Consider the following 21041-nt stretch of genomic DNA (forward strand, 5'->3'; position numbering starts at 1 on the left):
AAATCGGGCCGTTGCGCGCGGGGCTGCGTTGTACGTGCTCGTGTTCCGCAATTCGCCGCTGCTCGTCCAACTGCTGTTCTGGTACTTCGGCGCGGCCACGCTGTTGCCGCAAAGCTGGATGGGTTGGCTCAACGGTGCGCATGGGTTTGCGTTGGGACCTGTCGCGCTTGCGTGGCCGTCTTTTGAATTCGTAGCGGGCTGGATCGGGCTGACCTGCTATGCGGCCGCGTTCATCGGCGAGGAATTCCGCGCCGGGATACGCGGCGTAAAGCCGGCCCAATATCAGGCCGCGGAGGCACTCGGGCTGACACCGATCGCCGTGTTCCGTCATGTGATCCTGCCGCAAGCGATTCGCATTGCTATACCGCCGCTCGCCGGCCAATACATGAACATTGTGAAGAACTCGTCGCTCACCATGGCGATCGGTCTTGCGGAACTGTCGTATGCCTCGCGCCAGGTCGATACCGAAACCTTCAAGACGTTCCAGGCGTTCGGCGCGGCGACGGTGCTGTACATCGGAACCATCGCGGCAATCGAAGCTGCGCTGCTCGTGCTGAAGCGTCGCGATGCAAGCGGCTGGCACAGGGGCAACGCATGAGCGCGTTCGAATGGGGGCCTACGCTGCGTTACCTGCTGTTCGGCACGTTCCCCGACGGCCCGCTCGGCGGCGTGGCCTTGACGGTCGCGATGGCGGTCGTATCGGCAGCGTTGTCCGCCGTTGTGGGCTTGGCGGGCGGCATCGCACTGTCGATGACGCGGGGTGCCGCGCATCTGGCGCTGACCGCTCTTGTCGGCTTCTTCAGAGCCATTCCAGTGCTGATGCTGATCTTCTGGACATTCTTCCTGATGCCGATGCTGCTACACGTCGACGTACCAGGGCTCGCCACGGTCGTATGTGCGCTGGCGCTGATCGGTGGCGCGTATCTGTCGCACGCCGTACATGCGGGTATTGCGGCAGTAGGCCGAGGACAAGTGCAGGCCGCGCTGTCGCTGGGTATGACACGCTGGCAGGCGTTGCGCTACGTTTCGCTGCCGCAGGCGGTTCGGATGATGGCGCCTTCGTTCCTCAATCAATGGGTGTCGTTGATCAAGGACACGTCGCTGGCTTATATCGTCGGCGTACCCGAGTTCACGTTTCTCGCCAACCAGGTGAACAACCGCCTGATGGTGTATCCGGTGCAGATCTTTCTGTTCGTTGGGCTCGTCTATCTACTGATATGTTCCGCCATGCAATGGTGCGCGGCACGCGTGCTCGCTGCGCGGCCAAGGGCAGACCGACGGCGCGCCGTACGTCCCCTACGATCGCAAACGGCAGGCCGTCCGCCATGCTGAAACTCACCCCGACTCACCCGGTATTGCTCGGGTTCCCGGACCCGAACGCTCGATTGAACGCCATTTCGAAGTTGTTCACGCCGTTCGCATCGACGATCTGGGCCATCGTCGCCGCGTAGTCGATGAAGTAGGGCGCCGCCCCGAGCAGCAGGGAAATCTGGTGCGCGTAGCTGAGCCCTCCTTGATCGAGTGCCATCGACGTATCGACGAGCCCCGCAAACCCGGCGTCGTTCAGCACACCCGGCGCGAGCCACGAGATCGGGATCGAGAGCCAGCCGGCCGCCTGCTCGTTCGTCGTCACCAGGTTCGGCAGTAGGCCCAGCAGATTGCTCGCATTGATGCCGTTCGGCATCGACAACTGCGCGAGCGATTCGGTCACGCCCGCCGCGTTATCGGCCGAATTGATCGCCGTCGATGTGCTAGTGAAATCCGCGAACTTCTGGCCGAATGCGCCGATGTTGAGGAATTTGTCGGCAGTTCCCGCGCCGCTGATGCCCGTGCCTGCGATCGCGCCGATGCCCGCGCCGAGCAGCGTGCCGAGCACCGCCCCCCACGCCGCGCCCTTTGCCATCGCAATCAACATCGATTCCGCGTTGCCCTTGCCGCCGGCGAAACCAATGGCGAGCCCCGTGCCGGCGCCGGCGAACGTGCCCTGGATCGCGCCTGCCGCAACGAACGACAGGAACGTCTTGGTGCCGCCGATCAATGTATCGATCCCGGCTGCAGCAGCGCCGCCCAGCGCACCGCCGGCGAGCGAGGTCGCGCCACCGAGGAACGCGCCGAGGAACGCCCCTGCCCAAAGGTTGCCGCCTGCCTTTTGCGCGGCAAGTTCGCCCGCAATCGCGCCGCCGAGGCTGCCAAGCGCAACGCCCGCGAGCAACCAGCCGCCGATGTTCGCGGAGATCACGCCCAGCGCAACGAGCGTCGCGCCCCCCGTGAAAATCGCGCCGACCACGCAAGCCGCGGCAAGCACCGCGATGCCGATGATCTCGAGCACGCTCAAGAAGCTGGCGCCGCTTGGGTCCGCGAGCAGGATCGGATTGGCAAGGCAGTAGACGTACGGATTCCACGCGCCTACCGTGTAGACGCTCGTTACGACCGGGTCGGGGCTGATGAACTGGCCGACGCGCGGGTCGTACCATCGCAGGCCATGGCAGACGAGCCCCGTTGCGTCGGTCGTCCCGAGCGCCGCCACAACGGCCGCGATTTCTCCGGGCGGTACGGGGGCGTCGGTAGGCCGCGCGTAACCGAACGGCGTCAGCCGCACACGCGCGGCGTAGGCCCCCTTGGCATCGGTGAGAAGATCCATCGTGCCGAGCGCATTGGGATGGACGAACGTCAGTGTGCCGCCGACGTCGGCTGCCACCCGCTGTCTGCCGAACGCGATCCAGACGATCGCCGTGTCGCCCTGGAATTCGAGGTCCTCGGTCGGGCTCAAGTACGTCTGTGCCCCGTTCGTCGTCGTGCGCACGCGGCGCCCCTGGTAGTCGTACGTGTGCGCGATCTGCGTCGCATTCGGCATCGCCACGCTAACGAGGTGATCGGCCGCGTCGAAGGTTGCAGCCCCGAATCGCCCAGCCGTCATGCGGCCCGCCGGATCGAAGGCCACTGCGGCGCCGCCGATCGAGGCAAGCCGATGAGTGCCGGCCTCGTAGGTGAGTGCGCCAGCGTCGGTGACGGCCGTCGCGTTGAATGCGTCGTCGAAGGTCCAGCCATGTGCATCGCCGGCAGTCGTCCCTTGACGATAGTTCGCGCTTGTCAGCCGGCGCAGCGCGTCGTAGCCGAAATCGGCGCTGTCGTCGCCGGGGCATGCGCTCGAAAGCGTTTGCACGAGTCCGTCGCTACGCGCGAGCGTCGTATCGCGCAGCACCGTTTGCGATGCATCGAGCGCGCGCATGCGGGCGATGCCGCCCGCATTGGGGGCGTAGTCGATCAGCGTTGCTGCACCGTTCGCGTAGCGCAGCGACGTCATGCGTCCGAACGTGTCGTACACCGCTTGATCGACTACGCCTGATGCGCTCGTGAGCCGCCCGTCTGCCCCGTAGCCGTACTCGATCGTACGACCCTTGCCGCCCGGCGCCGTGGCCGGCAGCGTCACACTCGCCGTGCGGCCCAGCGCATCGTACGCGCGTTGCGTGACGAAGGCCTGCCCCGTGCTTGCGACCGTGCGTGTCGTCGACGTCTTGCGTCCTGCTTCGTCGTATTCGAAAACGAGTGTGCCGAGTTCATCGGTGACGCGCCACAGCCGCGTGAAGCGATTGGCGGTGATGCCGTCGGCCGGCGCTGCACCGTTCGCGTCGACATACTCGTAGCGCACCCGTGGCGCCGCTTCCGCGTCGTGACGGACGGCTGTCACGCGGTTCATCGCATCGACGTCGGTGTAGACGCTCTGGCCCGCGGCGTTCGTGCGGGCGCGCTGATTGTCCGACGCATCGATCAGATAGACGGTGCGTCCGGTGTCTGGGCTTTGCTGCACGAAGAGGCGACCGAGTGCGTCGAGCGTAAAGGCGATGTGCGCGCCGCCGGGCAGCGTCACATCGCTGACCTTGCCCGATGGCGCGTAGCCGTAACGCTGCTCGACCCAATGATCGCCGGCGTTGCGCGACACCGACACCAGTTGGCCCGCGGCGTCGTAGACCTGCCGTTCGACATCGACGGTCGCGCCGCCCGGCCACGTCTCGCTTGTGATCACCGTGGCGCCTTCGCGGCGGCTCGCGACGACGAGCCCGTCCGGCCGCGTGAGCTGCACGAGCCGGCCGAGTGCATCGTACGTCGACGCTGTGACGCCCGTACCGTCGGGCGGCGGCTGCCAGCCGTCGCCCGTCGCCGTGTAGGGCAGAAAAGATGCGGCGACGATCCCGCGCGCGTTGCGGCGCACTGCGTTCGTTACAACCCACTGGCCGGCCGTCGCAGCGGGCGTGCCCTTGCCGAGCACGTTGCCGGTGCCGTCGAGCCAGGTCACGGCGGGTACCGTCTCGTTGCCGCCATGCGCGCTGCGCGTCGCGCTCGCAACCGTCGAGATCGCGCCGGGTGTGTACGCGAACGTCAAAGACGGCATCGCGGCGGAGTCGAGCGGGCCGATCGTCGCGACGACACGGCCGAGCGCGTCGAACGCGTCGGAAGTCAGATAGCCGTTGGCGTCGGTGAGCGACGCCGTCTGATAGACGCGCGCGTCAGTTGTCGCCGACGCCCTATTGCCGAGCGCGTCGATCACCTTGACGACGCGCTGCCCGCTCGCATCGTATTGCAACGTCTGCAGCGCCCCGAGGGGCCCCTTCGTTGCGAGCGTCGGGCCGCTCGCGTTCGAGGCGCGCGCATGCGCTCGGCGTGTCTTCCACCAGCCGGCGACATCGCCCGCCAGGCGGTGGTAGCCGTACTGCGCGAGTTCGGGCGGGTTCGCTCCCCAGACTGCGGCAACGAAGGCATCGTCGAACACGCGATCCTCTATCCGCGTCACGAGGCCATTCGACGCTTGGCCCTCGGGCAGCCCCGCGAACGCGTCGCCATCGTAGAAGCAGATCGATTCGGACACGATGCTGCCATCGGGTGCCGTCTGCGTGACGCGTGCCGGGAGCCTCAGATACGTGCCGCCCGTTGCGAGCGTCGTCGTTGTCGTCACGTCCTGATCGGGTGTCGCCACGCCTGCACGCTGCGCACGCGTGCGTTGCGAGGTGATGTCGCCTTCGGGGGTGATCGCGAGATAGTCGACGGTGCGCGTCGACACCATTGCGCTTTGCCGCTCCCAGCGCTCTTCAGTCGATGTCGTGCAGTAGGGCACGGCGATGTGCCGGCCGCCGTCGACCGATGACGCGACGACGAGCGCATCGTAAGCATGCCGCGCAATCGAATACGGCCGGTCTTCGAGCGCCGAGCCGTCGAGCCCGTACGTCGTGGTCGTGAGCGGCTTGCGACGCAGCGCGCCAAGTTTCAGCGCTTCCTCTTCGGCGAGCGGCCGGCCCGGATCGGCCGGATCGAGGCCAAGATGAAATGTCGTTTCGACGCGCAGCGTCGGGCATGACGCGTCGCCGAGCTGATCGCTATCGACGCGGCCGAAGCCTAGGAACGTGCGCGTCGCGGGATCGTAGCGCGCCTCGTGATAGGTGTAGCGAACACTCGTGGTGGCACCCGTGCCGTGATCGGTCTGATCCGTGCGGGCGACGCATTGAATCGGAAACGGGTGATAGGTCTGCCATGGCTTGCCCGCCTGCGCATCGTCGCGCGCATACTCCGTGCTTGTGCGGTAGCTCACGTGGGTACTCACTGCAACGCCATGCGCGATGTCGGTCAGCAGATACGGCTTCGCGCCACCGCCGAGATCCAGATAGGCCTGGCGCGACGCACCCGCTATCGAGGGCAGTTGGAAGTGCACGCCCGCCGTGCCTGCCCCCAGCAGGTCGACGATCCGGAAGCTGCCCGGCAGCGCGACCGGCGTACTGGCGATCGTCGTTGGCGCAGCGAGCCGCGTCGCGCCCACGTTGCGCCACAGCGTGACCGATTGCAGGCCGACGTAGACGAGATCTGCGCAGCCGTCGCCGTCGATATCGAAAAGCGCGAGCCGGTGTGGGTCGTAATCGCGCGGGAATGCCGGAGAAGGCGTCATCGGTATGGCCGCGTCCCAGCCGCCGTCCGCGCGCGCGGGCCAGTAGGTGACACCGCCGCCCGTCACGCGAACGACGTCCATTAGGCCGTTGCCCGTCATGTCGGCAAGATAGACATGCGGATCCGCCAGCGAGACGGGCGGCATACGCTCGGGCGGCAACATACGCGGTGCATCCGACCACGTTGCCGGACCGTCGCGCAGATACATCAGCCAGCCGCCGCCGGTGTCTAGCAGGATGTCGGTGATACCGTCGCCGTTCAAATCGACGAAGCGTAGCCTGACGTCGCCGGGCGATACGGCGGGCGCGCGCTCGAAAACGATCGGCCGGCCAAACCCGGTCGGTGCCGCGCCGCCCGGCGCCGACAATGGGTAATAGCCGGAGAAGCGCTCGCCGAGCACGAGCACGTCGACGCTGCCGTTACCCGACATGTCGGCGAACGCCACCGACGGCGACGAGAGCTTAAGCGGCGCGGCGGTACGCGAAAGCGGCCGCGGCGCGCCGAACTGACCGCCGCCGAGATTCGGATGCATCGTCGGCATGCCGTTGCCGAGACGGACGATGTCGGGCAGCCCGTCGCCGGTGAGATCGGCGAGATCGGTGTCCGGGTCCGACAGCGATGCGGTCCAACCCGTTACCGGCACGAGTGCCGGCGTGCCCGGCTTCGAGTAGGCGAAGGTGCGATCGGGTGCGGACAGCGCCGAGCCGTCCGCCGCATGGCCTTGCTCGCGTATCGTCGCGAGGAGCGAGCGGCCTTGGCCGCCATCGTCGTCGTACAGCAGCGTCCAACTGCGCACCAGGCTCTGCGCTTCGGTCGTCACGTGCAATTCGATCCGGCTGCAACGCATATCGAGCCTGACGGGTGCGCCGTAGCTGCCATCGATGAGTACGTCGGGCCGGCTTTCATAGACGAATGCGAGCCGATACGTGCCCCATTCGATCGTCTGAGGCACGCGGCTGCCGCCATCGGTTCGCCAGGTATAGGCGATCGCATTGCCGGAACTGTCCGTGCAGCGATCGACGAGCCAGGCCGCCGGCAGCGCGCCGTCGCCGATCTGGGCGTTCGCGCTCGTCCCGAGCGTGTACCGGGTGTCGCTTTTGTCGGTCACTGTCCAGGCGGCGCCGCTCAATTCGATCAGCAATCCGGTGCTATCCACGATCGGGCGAAACCGCTGCGCGCCCATGTCGACTAGCTCGCCGACGCCGACGAGCGTGCACGTACCGGGCGGCGTGGGTTCGGCCCCACCCAACGCCGGCACGATCTTGCGGCGGATCGTCATCAAGCCCAGCGACCAGCCCATGCCGAACGGTCCATCGCCCGCACCCGCCGAATACTGCAGCGTATGGGGCGGCGTCAATCCGTTCGGACCGGCCGGTACCGTCAGATCGAATTTCAGCGTCGCCGTGCCGGTGTTCAGGTCGACGCTGAAATCGCCTCCATCGCCGCCAACCGATCCGCCGCCCGAAGGGAGGTTGAGGATCTCGTCGGCGGTACCGCTTGTCTTGGCCACGGCTCGCCTCCTAGATGGGGTTCAACTGCGCGGCTTGAATGCGTAATCGATGACAAGCACGAGATTGATCAGCGAGGAGAGGTCGAGTTTGCCGCCGGGCGCAAGCGAAGGGTTGGCTGCAGCGCTCAACGTCAGTGTCCAGTCGCCGAGCGCGGACCCTCCAACGGCCCCGGTCCAGGTGCTGCCGGCCGACTGCGAGGAGATTGCGCCGGTCGCATCGGTTGGGGCCGAGACGGCAGCCTTGCCCGGCGCGCTCAGCGCGATGGCGATGTTCGCGGCACTCGTGCCAGGCTTCATCGCGACGAGCAGGCTCACCGCGGTGATGCTCGGCGCGCTCTGGTCTAACGGAAAGTCGGCAGCGGATAGGGTAAGCGTGAGCGTCCCCGTCGATAGAAAACCGTAGAACAGGTCGGGATAGAGCCACGCAAGCGGAATTGCGCGTTCGCGGTTGTAATAGCCGGGGCGGCTCGCGAGCTGCGCGAGCACGGGCTGCACAAGGCTCGGATCGAAGCGCGCTTCATAGATGAACGTCAGCACGACGTCGGTGAGCGTGCCGTAGTTGATGTCGTTGAGTGCAGGCGGCAGGCTTAACGTCCAACTGCTCGCGACGCCCGCGCCTTCGAAGATACCCGTCTGATTATCGAGCGGCGGCGCGAGCACGGCGTCCTGCAGCGGATCGTAGTCCGAAATGACCTGCGTCTCCGCGCTTTGCACGCGCGCCTTGCTCGGCGCGGCGGGCGTCGCCACATCGGATGGCAGCCGGTAAAACGATATCCCGTTGTTACTGAGCGTGCCGGAAATACCCGTCGGCGGAACGATGCCTTGCACCGAGACGAGCACGCGGCGGATGCGGCCTTGATACGAACCCGGATACGCGCTGTCGAAATCGTCGAGCGTCGTCTCGAATGCCATCGATCCTGTCTTGCGCAACTGCGTCTCGAACAGATAGCCGTATCGGCTCGCGAGCGAGATCGATTGCTTCAGATACTGCTTCTTGCCGCGCGTCGAGTTCACGAGGTCGTCGGTGAACGACTGGATGTCGGCCATCAGCGCGTCGGCGGCCAGCAGCCCGTCGACCACGCCTTGATAGGAGGCCTTGATGAATGCCACGTTGGTGTCGTTCTCGAAGTTGTAGGCCTGCTGCATCAGCTTGGACGCACGCAACGCCATGTCCATGTAACGCTCGTAGAACTGGTCGACGAAATCGCCCATCGCCTTCCAGACCTGCGGCGTAAATGTGTTGGCATCGAACACGCCGAGTGTTTGCGCGGCCGCTTGTGCGTTGAGCTGCGCAACGGCAAGATTGGCGCCCGCCGCCGACACCTGCGCATTCGCCGCGGTCAGTTGTGCCTGAGCCTGCGCGGCCGCCTGCTGCATTTCGGTCGTCGTCCGGTTCATGCTGTCGATCTGAAACTGCTGGCTGAGCCGGTTCGCGGCGAGATTGGTCGCGGCCGCGACGGTGGCCGAGTCGCCCGAAATCGTTTGCCCCGACAGGTACTGGTTGGCCATCGCGCTCACGCCGTTGTAATCGCCGTCATCGCCGCCCGACACCTGCTGGCCTGTGGCTTGGATGATGATGACTTGGCCGTTGATCGAGCCGTACTCCTGCGCGTTTTTTGCGGCGTTCGTGGCGCGCGTCTGCGCGAGCGTGACGCCCGCCTGATAAGCCTGCGCTTGCGCCTGGGCCACTGCGAGCTGCTGCGCGGCCGCGTTTACTTGTCCGTTTGCCTGGGCAACCTGATTCGTGAGTTCCGTCTTCGTCAGGGTGGCCTGATCTGCCTGATTCCAGTAATTGATGACCTGATTCTCGGCCTGTAGTGCGAGCTGCGCGAAATTGATCGCAATCTGCTGTAGATAGCTGAACGACCAGATCGGCACAGCCGCCGCGTAGTTGCCCCAGTAGTCGAGCCCCGCGCCGATTTGCACGAGCTTTGCATAGACCTTGAGCAGCACGGTGGCGATTGCGACGTCGTCGGCAGACACGCCTGCGACGCCGGATTGCGCAAGCGTGGCGAGCTGTGGCAAAAGGGCGGTCGCGCTTTTCGCGGCGGTTGCTAGGCCCGCAAGTTGATAAAGCGACGTGGCCGGGGCGGCAGGGCTGCCGGGTGTTACCACTTTGCTATAGACCGCCGTTGCACCCGCGCGGTCGCCTTGCTGATAGAGGCTGTCGCCCCATGCGCTATAGAGGCCGGCGAGCGCGACCCATACATACGGCCCCTCGGTCGATGTGTTGAGGTACGTGTAGCCGGCTGCCTGAAGGTAGTAGGTCTCGGCGTTCGCATAGTCGCCGAGTGCCTGGTAGCACTGCGCGATAGCGAGCGGGATCGTGTAGAAGTAGTCGTGCGGGAGCACCAGCGAGCGCTCCCACAGGCTGTTCGCGTTCGTCAGCGCATCGGGTAGGGCCGTGGCCGATACGTGCGGCGCGTAGAGCAGCGACTTGATCGACGCGATATCGGGGTTGCCGCTCGAGGCCCACTGGATTGACCTGACGGCCGTCTGCGCGCCGCTACCGGTCAGGAGTCCTAACTGTCTTTGTGCGAGCAGCGTGACCGGCACCTTCGGAAACGGCAAGATCTTGATCGGCGAGGTCGTCGGGGTCGGCGACAGGTCGATGCCGCGCAGCGGCCCCGCCGTAATCGCCGCGGCATGCAGCGTCGGGGATGGAGACGATGCCACGTTGGGGTTGGCCGACGGAAGTATGCTCGGTTGTTGCATAGTGCCCGGCGAGAACGCCCCTGCGACTGTTGCGTCGAGCAACTTCGCGCGTGCCACGGCGGCGCTGCTTGCCGCACTGTTGCCCTGTGCGGAATAGAGCGACGCGAGCTGCATGTCCGCGAGCGCCTGCGCGGTCGAGGCTGGATTCGCGCTGACGGGCATCAGCCCCGCGCCGTGCAACGCGGCAACGCTGGCGAGTTGCTGCGCAGAAGGGGGCGTTGCAGGCCGCACTGGGCTCGCGGGTGCCGGCACAGACAGGAGGTTTAGCCATTGCGACGTTGCGGAGAGCAGCGCGTCGAAGAGGGCGGGGTCACGCGGTAGCTGGGCGCGCAGGCGGCCCCCGAGTTCCGGGTCCCATTGCGGATCGAGCTGTGCATAGATCAGCGATTCGCATGCGAAGTAGTCGTCGAGCGCGTCCGCATAAGCGCGCGCGTTGAACGAAGCGGCGGCCGATGCCAGCAACGCGTCGATCTCTGCGAGCAACGCAGCGTCCGTGTTCGATGTGCCGACCGCGCGTGGATTGACCGGTGGACGGTCGATGAAGCTGTAGGTCGATACGCGCTGAGTGAGCGTAGGCATCGTGGCGTCCCCCCGAAAACGGCGTTCAGTTTCATCTAGACCGCCGGCGAGCAGCCGCGCGGTCGAACTCCCGGCCTGATCTTGCAAGCTTTAACGTGGGCGACATGGCAGGTACGTTTGCGTGCCAGTCGAAACACGGTTGCTGTACTTTAGGTGGATATTTTCCTAAGTCAATTCATCTTTGATTTAAAAGACGAGTTGGTATTATTTGATCGATCGTTCTTTTTATGATTCGAATTTATTCCATTTCCGATTAATAAAGTAATTTCCATGCGTGTTTTTCGCGCGGAAATTACAAAGAGCATTTCCGGCGGCCCGAGCAGATCGGCCACCGCTTGCCCATTTGTGGCGTGCGTAAGCGGCGTACTTTTGAAGCTCCCCCTTACGGGCGGCGAAACTGCGCGCGGCGAAGTCTCCATTGGACGCGAGTATTCGCACTTGAGTAACCGGCGCAGCCATTCAAGCCTGTAGGCCGAAGGCGCGCCTTAGACTCTTATCGACTTGCCCCAAAGGCGCGAACCGGCGCAAGACACTGAGCAGCTTTGCCCGGCCGTCCGCTGGGCGCCTTAGCTGGTGGGTGCTCTCGATGACGGCCAAGAGTTTCTTCGCTACATCCTCGGGCGGCGGAGCACTCGCCACTTGCTGCCGCACTGCCTCGACGCTGCCGGCGAACGCGGCGGCGTAGTCTTCGATAACGGCCTGAGTTTTCGTCGCGTTCGCGTCCAGCTTCGTGCGCGTAAAGCTCGGCTGCAACAGCACGACACGGATGCCAAAGCCTCGGACTTCGTGATCGAGCGATTCGGAAAGACCTTCGAGTGCGTGCTTGCTGGCGGCGTAAAGGCCCATGAAAGGGGCCGGCAGGAATCCGAGTACCGAACTCACGTTGACGATAAGCCCGCTCCGATGGCTTCGCATCGAAGGCAAGAGCGCCCGGACGACGCGCAAAACGCCAAACAAGTTGACGTCGAACAGTGCCTTTGCCTCCGCGTCGCTCGTGGCCTCGACAGGGCCCGCGAGCGCAACCCCAGCATTGTTGACGAGGATGTCGATGCGCCCCGTCTTTTGCAGCACGGCGTGGACCGCGGCTGCGATCGAATCCTCGTCCTGCACGTCCAGTTTGACGAACTCGACGCCGGGAATCTCGCGGGCGGAATCCAGTCTGCGCACGCCGCCGAATACGCGGTAGCCGGCGGCGGCCAGCGCTCTTGCGCTGGCCTCTCCAATGCCGGAGGACGCGCCGGTAATCAATACGGTTTTCTTCTTCATCGGATGCACTCCGGCAGTGGGGTTACGGCTTGAGGGGAGTCGAGGCATCAGCCTCTCCTTTTTTGATTGCAACAGCAATGAAAATGCCGCGCTCGCTACCGAGGTGTGGCGACAACCCGCCGGAACGCGTCAAGCCTTTCGCGATGGCATCCAGCGCTATATCGAACTGGTTGGAGCAATGCTGTCGTCAGGCGACGAGAAGCACGGCCGGGCCGAGGCGGTGACCGTGCTGGCGGCAATGGTGGGGGCGATGGCCCTGTCAAGGGCCATTGGCGATATCGATCCGTCGTTTTCGAGCGAAATCCTAAACGACGTAGGCGCGCAGCTCGCCTTATTCATCGAAGCCAAGCGGGCTTAGTGTGTCTCCGGCGCGATGACAGCGACATCGTCAGGCGCATCGATCGGTGGCCGACGAGACGCGTCGATCACGGCGGACGTCAACTGCTGCGGATGCATGGGAGCGTTCCATCCACCCCCGAGCGCTTTGAAGGTCGCAATCGCTGCGCGAGCCGATTCGGTTTGCGCCTGCACGCTCGCATCGGAAGCCTGAAGCAAGGTTTCGTCGGCGTGCAATACATCGATGAAGCTGGCCGCGCCGCTACTGTACGCCGCCGTCGAAGCGTCCTTCGCTTTGGACAACGACGATACCGCGTGCTCGAGCGTCGTCGTCTGCGCCTGCCGGTTCACGAGCGACGACAGCGAATTCTCGACATCCTCGGTGGCGCGCAGAACAGCGAGTCGATAGCCTGCGAGCGCTTCCGCCTCCTTGCCTTTTGCCTCGCCCACTTCGGCGTCGATACGCCCAAAGTCGAACAAGCGCCAGCGCAATCCCAAGAGCCCCGCCGCCTGCGTGGCGCCGCCGGTGAACAGCGTGCCGGCCGAGACGGCAGTTGCGCTGCCGAGCATCGCACTGAGCGAAAGCTTCGGATAGTACTCGCTCACCGCTGCACCGATCTGCGCGTTCGTGGCGGCGAGGTGGCGTTCGGCCGCGATCAAATCGGGCCGTCGTTGCAGCAGATCGGCCGGCGTGCCCATATCGGAGATGGGCGGCACGGCCGGGATGGGGGCCGCGACGGCCAACTCGGCGCGATGGGTACCGGGCGGGGTGCCGAGCATGACGTCCAGCGAATTCGTCGCCGCATCGAGGCTGGCAGTGAGGATCGGGATCGTTGCCTGAACCTGATCCAGTGTTCCTTGCGCTTGTTGGACCTGATAGTCGGCGGCGGCGCCGCTTGCGAAGAGCAGCTTGACTCTGCTCAAGAGGTCTTGCTGGGTTTTCACCTGCCGGTTGGCAATATCGAGGCGCGCCTGCAGGCCACGGATCGTGACGTAAATGTCCGCGGTCTGGGCCGTAACGGCCAGCCGAGTCGCGACAGCCGACGCTTGCGTAGCCGAATAATCGGCGAGTGCAGCTTCGCGCTGTCGGCGCAGGCCGCCAAAAATGTCGATCTCCCAACCGGCTTCGAGATCGGTCTCGTATTCGCTGCCCCGGCGCTGGTAATTGGGTGTTGCATTGAGCAACCGGCCCTCGGGCGTATCGATCGACTGATAGGCCCTGGCGGCAGAAGCGGAAACCGTCGCCGAAGGCAGTAGTGCGGCGTTCGCGCCGCCCAGGCGCGCACGAGCCTGATCGATCCGCGCAGCCGCTTGCGCCAGGTCCAGATTCTGGGCGAGGGCTGTGGACACATAACGCGTCAGCAGCGGGTCGTTGAATCCCTCCCACCAAGCGGATAGATCGCCGGGGGTCGTCGCCTTCGTCGCAGCCGTCGGCCGATTCATGTAGCTTTGCGCGAGCGGCACATCGGGGCGCCGGTAGTCGGGCCCCACCGCGCAGGCGGAGAGCACGGCGGCGCTTAATAAGAGAAGAACCGGTCGATACGAGAACATGGTGAGTCCAGAGAGGGGTCGAAGTGTGACTAATATACAATACGGTCACTAGTTGTCAATCACTCTCTCGGAAGTTAAGCTTGAGCCATGAACACGCCCACCCCGTCCTCCCAGCCGTCCCGTGGTCCCACGGAGCACGAAGTCCGCGCACAGATCGTCGATGCCGCGACCGAATACTTCAGCCGATATGGCTACGAAAAAACTACAGTCTCCGACCTTGCGAAGGCGATTGGTTTTTCGAAGGCTTATATCTATAAGTTTTTTGACTCCAAACAGGCCATTGGTGAGGTAATTTGTGCCAATCGGCTGGCCACCATCATCGAAGCGGTCCACCGAACAGTGGGGGACGCCCACAGCGCAACCGAGAAATTCCGCCGCATGTTCAAGGCTTTGGTCGTCTCCGGGAGCCAACTCTTCTTCCAAGACCGCAAGCTTTACGACATTGCAGCCGCGGCGGCGGGCACCCCGTGGCCTTCGGTCAACGGCTACGAGCAGCAGATCCGCCAAATGGTGTCGGACATCGTGCGGCTCGGCCGCGAAACAGGCGAGTTCGAGCGCAAGACGCCGCTCGACGAAACGGTGAATGCCATCTTCTTGGTGATGAACCCGTACTTCAACCCGCTGCTGCTCCAGCACAACCTCGATGGCGCGGAGGAAGCGACGATGCAGCTCGCAAGTCTCGTCCTCAGAAGTCTGGCACCGTAAATTTTTTCTTTGTGACCATTGACTAAAATAGTCACTCGTAGAAGAATGAGCGCTCCTACTCGTCGCAAGGAGCGACCTCATGTTTGCGCGTCGTCATCTCTTTTACACATTGAGCCTGGCCTCGCTCGCTCTGGCGGCGTGCGGTGACGGGCATGTCTCCGACCCGCGCACCGAGGCTCCGCTCGTGCGTACCAGCGTGGTCCAAGCCGCCCCGGGGCAAAGCCGCTCGTTCACCGGCATCGTTGGTGCACGGGTCCAAAGCGATCTCGGTTTCCGGGTTCAAGGAAAAGTGATCGAGCGCTTGGTCGACGTGGGCCAGACGGTCAAGCGCGGCCAACCCTTGATGCGCATCGATCCGGTCGACCTCGGCCTTCAGGCGCGATCGCAGCAGCAATTGGTCGATGCCGCTCAGGCACGCGCCAAGCAAGCCTCCGACGATGAAGCCCGGTATCGCGGTCTCGTGGCGGCGGGCGCGGTGTCGGTATCGACCTACGAACAGCTCAAGGCAGCGGCCGATTCGGCGAAGGCGCAATTGGCCGCCGCGAAAGCGCAGGCCGACGTGGCGAACAATGCTTCGGGATATGCGGTACTCCTGGCGGATGCCGACGGCGTCATCGTCGACACTTTGGCCGAGCCGGGGCAGGTCGTGACCGCGGGGCAGGTGGTTGTGCGCCTCGCACACGCGGGGCCGCGCGAAGCCATCGTGCAACTTCCCGAAACGCTTCGCCCGTCTCCCGGTTCGATTGCGCAGGCGAGGCTTTACGGTGCGAATCAGAAGAGCGTGCCCGCTACGTTGCGGCAATTGTCGGATTCCGCCGATCGTCTGACCCGCACCTTCGAGGCGAGATACGTGCTTGGGGGCACGCTGTCGGACGCGCCGCTAGGGGCGACCGTTACCCTCGATCTGCCGCGCGACGCCGGACAGCCACAGGCTGCGATGGAGGTGCCGGTCGGCGCATTGTTCGATCCGGGCACGGGCACCGGCGTCTGGACGATCGACGGATCGCCGGCGCATGCGTCCTGGCATAAGGTTCACGTCGCGGCGCTCGGCGCCGATACGGCCGCTGTCACGGGCGACGTTCGCGAAGGCGAGCGGGTAGTCGCGCTTGGCGCGCAACTGCTGCACGAAGGCGAGCAGGTGCGTCTTGCGGACGACCGCATTGCCGCAGCCTCGGTCGGGCAACAAGGAGAGACGCGATGAGCGGATTCAACTTGTCGGCCCTCGCGGTTCGCGAGCGCTCCGTCACACTCTTTCTGATCATCCTGATCTCCGTTGCCGGGATCGTCGCGTTCTTCAAACTTGGCCGAGCCGAGGATCCGCCTTTTACCGTCAAATCGATGACAGTCATTACGGCATGGCCCGGAGCCACCGCGCAGGAGATGCAGGACCAGGTAGCCGAACCGCTCGAAAAGCGGATGCAGGAATTGCGCTGGTACGAGCGCACCGAGACCTATACGCGCCCGGGGCTCGCGTTCACGACGGTGACGTTGCTCGACAGCACACCGCCCGCCGAAGTGCCCGAGCAGTTCTACCAAGCACGAAAGAAGCTCTCCGACGAGGCCGGGAATTTGCCGGCGGGCGTGATCGGACCTGTCGTCAACGACGAATACGCCGACGTGACCTTTGCGTTGTTCGCGCTCAAGGCGAAAGGACAACCCGAACGGCTACTGGTACGAGATGCCGAAAAGCTTCGGCAGCGGCTGCTTCATGTGGCAGGGGTCAAAAAGGTCAACATTGTCGGTGAGCAAGCCGAACGAATCTTCATCTCGTTCTCGCACGATCGGCTCGCGACGATCGGCGTCACGCCGCAGCAAATTTTCGCGGCGCTGAACGGCCAGAATGTCCTGACGCCGGCGGGCTCGATCGATACGGCCGGCTCGCAAGTCTTCATCCGAGTCGAAGGGGCGTTCGACAAACTGCAGAAGATCCGCGATACGCCGATCGTCGTCCAAGGCAGAACGCTCAAGCTTTCGGACGTGGCGACCGTCGAGCGCGGTTACGAAGATCCGGCCACCTTCCAGATTCGCAACAACGGCGAACCGGCAGTGCTGCTGGGTGTCGTCATGCGCGACGGCTGGAATGGATTGAACCTCGGGCAGGCGCTGGACAAAGAGGTCGCGAAAATCAACACAGGCCTGCCGCTGGGGATGAGCTTGACGAAGGTGACCGACCAAGCCGTCAACATTCGTTCGGCCGTCAACGAATTCATGATCAAGTTCTTCGTTGCGCTGCTCGTCGTCATGATCGTCAGTTTCGCGAGCATGGGCTGGCGCGTCGGGGTCGTCGTATCGGCAGCGGTGCCGTTGACCTTGGCGGCCGTATTCATCGTCATGGCCGCAACGGGGAAGAATTTCGACCGCATCACGCTCGGTTCGCTGATTCTGGCGCTCGGCCTGCTTGTGGATGACGCCATCATCGCCATCGAGATGATGGTCGTGAAAATGGAGGAGGGCTACAGCCGCGTTCAAGCGTCGGCGTATGCGTGGAGCCATACGGCCGCGCCCATGCTCTCGGGCACGCTGGTGACCGCGGTCGGCTTCATGCCGAACGGCTTTGCCCGATCGACGGCCGGCGAGTACACCAGCAATATGTTCTGGATCGTCGGCATCGCGCTGATCGCTTCTTGGATCGTCGCTGTCGTGTTCACGCCGTATCTCGGCGTGAAATTGCTGCCCGACATTCCCAAAGTGGAGGGCGGGCATGATGCCATCTACAACACGCCGAACTACCAGCGCTTTCGCCGGTTCCTCGTACGTGTGGTTCAGCGTAAATGGATGGTCGCGGGGATCGTCGTCGCGTCGTTCTTCGTGGCCGTGGCGGGAATGGCCGTTGTGAAGAAGCAATTCTTCCCGACGTCCGATCGCCCGGAAGTCATGGTGGAAGTTCAACTGCCCTACGGCACGTCGATCGAGCAAACGTCTGCTGCAACGGGCAAGGTCGAGGCGTGGCTGGCGAAGCAGCCCGAGGCCAAAATCGTGACTTCATACATTGGCCAAGGGGCTCCGCGCTTTTATCTGGCGATGGCGCCGGAGCTTCCCGACCCGTCTTTCGCCAAGATTGTGATTCGTACGAACGATGAGGAACAGCGCGAGGCGCTCAAAAACCGCCTGCGCAAAGCGGTCGCGGAAGGATTGGCGCCCGGTGCGCAGGTACGCGTCACGCAATTGGTGTTCGGGCCATACTCCCCCTATCCGGTGGCATTCCGAGTCACGGGACCCGACGCGGCCACGTTGCGCGCAATCGCCGCCCAGGTCGAAGGCACGATGCGTGCGAGTTCGATGATGCGGACAGTGAACACCGATTGGGGGCCGCTCGTTCCGACCGTTCACTTCACTTTGGACCAAGATCGACTGGCGGCGGTGGGGCTGACGTCCAGTTCTGTCGCACAGCAGTTGCAGTTTCTCCTGACAGGGGTGCCGGTGACGAACGTTCGCGAAGACATTCGTTCCGTCGAGGTGGTCGCGCGCTCTGCTGGCGATATCCGGCTGGATCCGCAGCGTATCGGCGGCTTCACCCTGATCGGAGCGGCAGGTCAGCGCATTCCGCTGTCCCAAGTCGGAAAGATCGACATTCGCATGGAGGACCCGATCCTGCGCCGGCGCGATCGCACGCCCACTATCACTGTGCGGGGCGATATTGCGGACGGACTGCAGCCACCCGACGTCTCCACCGCAATGATGAAGCAGTTGCAGCCGATTATCGCGAAGCTTCCGGACGGTTACCGGATCGAGGAGGCCGGTTCGATCGAAGAGTCGGGCAAGGCGACGAAGGCACTCGTGCCGCTGTTCCCGATCATGATTGCGCTGACGTTGCTGATTATCATTTTCCAGACGCGATCGATCGCCGCCACGATGATGGTATTCGCGACGAGTCCGCTCGGGTTGATCGGCGTGGTTCCCACGTTGTTGCTGTTCAATCAGCCGTTCGGAATCAACGCGCTCGTCGGACTCATTGCGCTCTCGGGCATCTTGATGCGCAATACGCTGATCCTGATCGGTCAGATCGAGCACAACGCCGGCGAAGGGATGACGCCTTTCCATGCAGTGGTGGAAGCGACTATCCAACGGTCTAGACCCGTCATATTGACCGCGCTCGCCGCGATGCTAGCCTTCATCCCGCTGACGCACTCCGTGTTCTGGGGCACCTTGGCCTATACGCTGATCGGCGGGACTTTTGCCGGGACGATCCTCACCTTGGTTTTTCTGCCGGCGATGTACTCGATCTGGTTCACGATCCGCCCTGAGGTCGTAGGCACTGACTCTGCCGGGAAGGACAGCGTGAGCGCGGGCGCCGTTGCATCGTAGTTGCCGAATGCGCGCCCGTATCGCGGGGGCGGGGATGAATACTTGGTTCGCACTCGATGGTTTGATGACGGGCAGCAAGAGGTCGTTGCGTTCAGGCGTTGGTGCTGGTGGCGCTTGTTTGCGCTGCGGGCGCATGGGCCCTTCTTCATTACTCGGGTCAGTGGTTTTTCCCTGCGCTAACGCTGTTTTCGCTAGTCTCGATGTTCCTTGAGATACGTCGATTGAGGGCGCTTCTAACGAAGCATGGGATAAATCCCAGAAGCAAGTAAAAAAAAGCGCCGCTATTGCGGCGCTTTTAGCATGTCGGCTAGATTTCGTTATGCGATGTCGAGCCGTAGTTGCAAGGTGAATTGCTCTTCGTTAGCTGCGGGGCGGCGTCGAATGACCTGCTTCGTGCTTTTAGCGTGCTGGTCCTGCTCGATGGCTGCCGGATAAGCTTACCGGCGCGAGGCAAAAAAGTGTGACGGTTCGTAGGCGCTGTGGTGTATGAACGACTGCCTTTCGTCTTGCTTGCAACCTGAACACCCAAACAATCAATCGGTTGATAATTGAGATTATGTCAAATGAAGGAAATCGAACCGAGCACCCCAACATCGCATCTCTTCCTATTCCTCCTTTTTCGAGCGCATCGGCTAGCAAATCGCCCCCCTAACATAGCGGTCGCTAGGAGCGGTCACAACGCTGCGCAGCGCTGCAACGCTTGCCGGGAGGCCCTCGATGTCGGGCCGCGACCGTCGCAAATCCTCCCGTGCGCAAAATTCGCTTTCAAGAGCCGCAGCAATGGAAAGCAGCTCCCTGTCCCCACGAAACTTTCCTACGATCTGCAGCCCAAACGGCATGCCTAAATGGTCTGTTCCGCAAGGCAGGGACAAGGCAGGATTAGTAGCGAGCGTGACGACGTACGTAAGCGCTATCCACCGGTAATAATTCTCCAAGGCAACGTCCCCGATACGATCGACGTATGCGCGCGCCCAAGGGAACGGAGACACGGGAGCCACGGGCGAAAGCAAAATATCGTACTGTCCGAACGCTTCCTGGAAAGCATGAAAGATCTTTGTCTGCGCCGCCTGAGCCCTCGCGACTTCGTTCAAGCTAAGCGCGGCCCCCATCTCGTAGTTGCTCCGAACGGTGGACGCAAGCGCATCGCGACTACGTTCGTAAACGTCTTGGAATCCCGCGACAAATGCTTCTGCGCGGATAACGTCGAACGTGCGATGTGCCTCGCCTAAATCGATCGCTAGCGGTTCGCACTTCGCGAACCAATGCTCGATCGAGGCGATCTTTTCCCGGAAAGCCGAACGTATCGCCGGATCCACCGCGCACACGCCAAAGTCTTCGGTCCAGGCTACACGCAAAGCGCTGAGATCGACCGGAGCGCGCTCCAAATAGCGCTCCGGCGTGTCGGCATACGACAGCGGGTCCGACTCATGCAGCCCTACCATCGCAGCGAGTTGCAAGCGAAGATCGGCGACCGACCGCGCCATCGGCCCGACAACGGAAATAGGAGACCAACCCAACGGTTTGCGTTGATTCGGGACGAGCCCAACCGAGGGCCGCAGGCCAACCACGCCGCAGTAAGCGGCGGGAATTCGCAATGAGCCGCCTGTATCCGAACCGGTACAGAGCGGAAGCATGTCCGTAGCCAGCGCCGCGGCGGAGCCACCCGACGATCCACCCGCGGTAAGCAGAGGGGAAAACGGGTTGCCGGTGGCACCCCATACCGGATTGCGAGTATTGGCGCCCGCCCCCATCTCCGGGATGTTTGTCTTTCCCACAATGATTGCACCCGCAGCGCGCAAGCGGGCGACTATCGCCGCGTCTTTGTTCGGCACGTGATTGCGGTATAAGGGCGAGCCATACGTCGAGAGCAGCCCGGCAGTATCTTCGATGTCTTTGATCCCAATCGGCACGCCATGCAATAACCCAAGGCCATCCCCCCGAACCAACGCTTGCTCGGCATGCTTCGCCTCGTCGCGAGCGCGGTCGTAGCAGGTCGCCGCTATTGCGTTGACCGCCGGGTTGATCCGCTCGATCCGGGCAATGCACGCCTCCACAAGATCGACGGGGGAAACATCTTTCTTCGCAATCAACGATCTCATTTCGACCGCGGACAGGCTCACCAGGTCATTCATGGCCAAAGGGC

Annotated in this window: 11 protein-coding genes; 6 read left to right on the top strand and 5 right to left on the bottom strand. The window is 63.5% G+C overall.

Features of this window, described 5'->3' with window-relative positions:
• The coding region (locus tag ACTHN9_RS10525; RefSeq protein WP_440536703.1) for an amino acid ABC transporter permease at nucleotides 1-598 on the top strand (598 nt) is incomplete at its 5' end.
• Nucleotides 595-1332, top strand: coding sequence for an amino acid ABC transporter permease (locus tag ACTHN9_RS10530; RefSeq protein WP_440536704.1), 738 nt, complete (start codon nucleotides 595-597; stop codon nucleotides 1330-1332). The genes ACTHN9_RS10525 and ACTHN9_RS10530, both read left to right, overlap by 4 nt.
• 13 nt (nucleotides 1333-1345) lie before the next feature.
• Here ACTHN9_RS10530 and ACTHN9_RS10535 read toward each other — a convergent pair whose 3' ends face one another.
• The 3 genes from ACTHN9_RS10535 to ACTHN9_RS10545 all read right to left on the bottom strand — a co-directional run bounded on the left by ACTHN9_RS10535 (nucleotide 1346) and on the right by ACTHN9_RS10545 (nucleotide 12001).
• Complete coding sequence (locus ACTHN9_RS10535) at nucleotides 1346-7441, bottom strand: toxin TcdB middle/N-terminal domain-containing protein (RefSeq protein ID WP_440536705.1); 6096 nt, start codon at nucleotides 7439-7441, stop codon at nucleotides 1346-1348.
• 21 nt (nucleotides 7442-7462) lie between these two features.
• Entirely contained in the window at nucleotides 7463-10735 is a 3273-nt protein-coding gene (locus tag ACTHN9_RS10540) for a hypothetical protein (protein WP_440536706.1), read from the bottom strand.
• 459 nt (nucleotides 10736-11194) lie between these two features.
• Nucleotides 11195-12001: an oxidoreductase gene (locus ACTHN9_RS10545; RefSeq protein WP_440536707.1), complete on the bottom strand. Its 807-nt coding sequence runs from the start codon at nucleotides 11999-12001 to the stop codon at nucleotides 11195-11197.
• On the opposite strand from ACTHN9_RS10545, the gene ACTHN9_RS10550 reads away from it, so the two are divergent.
• A complete protein-coding gene (locus ACTHN9_RS10550; RefSeq protein ID WP_440536708.1) occupies nucleotides 11958-12359 on the top strand; it encodes a hypothetical protein in 402 nt (133 codons plus the stop codon). The two genes, ACTHN9_RS10545 and ACTHN9_RS10550, sit on opposite strands and share 44 nt — an antisense overlap.
• Here ACTHN9_RS10550 and ACTHN9_RS10555 read toward each other — a convergent pair.
• Nucleotides 12356-13888, bottom strand: coding sequence for an efflux transporter outer membrane subunit (locus ACTHN9_RS10555; protein ID WP_440536709.1), 1533 nt, complete (start codon nucleotides 13886-13888; stop codon nucleotides 12356-12358). The two genes, ACTHN9_RS10550 and ACTHN9_RS10555, sit on opposite strands and share 4 nt — an antisense overlap.
• A gap of 87 nt (nucleotides 13889-13975) precedes the next feature.
• On the opposite strand from ACTHN9_RS10555, the gene ACTHN9_RS10560 reads away from it, so the two are divergent.
• The 3 genes from ACTHN9_RS10560 to ACTHN9_RS10570 all read left to right on the top strand — a co-directional run bounded on the left by ACTHN9_RS10560 (nucleotide 13976) and on the right by ACTHN9_RS10570 (nucleotide 18898).
• Nucleotides 13976-14593, top strand: coding sequence for a TetR/AcrR family transcriptional regulator (locus tag ACTHN9_RS10560; protein ID WP_440536710.1), 618 nt, complete (start codon nucleotides 13976-13978; stop codon nucleotides 14591-14593).
• A 79-nt stretch (nucleotides 14594-14672) separates the two neighbouring features.
• On the top strand, nucleotides 14673-15794 hold the full coding sequence (locus ACTHN9_RS10565; RefSeq protein ID WP_440536711.1) for an efflux RND transporter periplasmic adaptor subunit: 1122 nt from the start codon (nucleotides 14673-14675) through the stop codon (nucleotides 15792-15794).
• Nucleotides 15791-18898 (top strand): efflux RND transporter permease subunit, encoded by a 3108-nt coding sequence (locus ACTHN9_RS10570; protein WP_440536712.1) that lies wholly within the window; start codon nucleotides 15791-15793, stop codon nucleotides 18896-18898. The genes ACTHN9_RS10565 and ACTHN9_RS10570 overlap by 4 nt, the downstream gene beginning before the upstream one ends.
• A 632-nt stretch (nucleotides 18899-19530) precedes the next feature.
• Here ACTHN9_RS10570 and ACTHN9_RS10575 read toward each other — a convergent pair.
• Complete coding sequence (locus tag ACTHN9_RS10575; protein ID WP_440536713.1) at nucleotides 19531-21030, bottom strand: amidase; 1500 nt, start codon at nucleotides 21028-21030, stop codon at nucleotides 19531-19533.
• Between the last annotated feature and the right edge of the window lie 11 nt (nucleotides 21031-21041).

Source organism: Trinickia sp. (assembly GCF_051953405.1).
GTDB lineage: Bacteria > Pseudomonadota > Gammaproteobacteria > Burkholderiales > Burkholderiaceae > Trinickia.

Coding starts and splice junctions, on each gene's coding strand:
- ACTHN9_RS10530 (WP_440536704.1), top strand. CDS start 595: ATGAGCGCGTTCGAATGGGGGCCTACGCTGCGTTACCTGCTGTTCGGC.
- ACTHN9_RS10540 (WP_440536706.1), bottom strand. CDS start 10,735: ATGCCTACGCTCACTCAGCGCGTATCGACCTACAGCTTCATCGACCGT.
- ACTHN9_RS10550 (WP_440536708.1), top strand. CDS start 11,958: ATGCCGGAGGACGCGCCGGTAATCAATACGGTTTTCTTCTTCATCGGA.
- ACTHN9_RS10545 (WP_440536707.1), bottom strand. CDS start 12,001: ATGAAGAAGAAAACCGTATTGATTACCGGCGCGTCCTCCGGCATTGGA.
- ACTHN9_RS10555 (WP_440536709.1), bottom strand. CDS start 13,888: ATGTTCTCGTATCGACCGGTTCTTCTCTTATTAAGCGCCGCCGTGCTC.
- ACTHN9_RS10560 (WP_440536710.1), top strand. CDS start 13,976: ATGAACACGCCCACCCCGTCCTCCCAGCCGTCCCGTGGTCCCACGGAG.
- ACTHN9_RS10565 (WP_440536711.1), top strand. CDS start 14,673: ATGTTTGCGCGTCGTCATCTCTTTTACACATTGAGCCTGGCCTCGCTC.
- ACTHN9_RS10570 (WP_440536712.1), top strand. CDS start 15,791: ATGAGCGGATTCAACTTGTCGGCCCTCGCGGTTCGCGAGCGCTCCGTC.
- ACTHN9_RS10575 (WP_440536713.1), bottom strand. CDS start 21,030: ATGAATGACCTGGTGAGCCTGTCCGCGGTCGAAATGAGATCGTTGATT.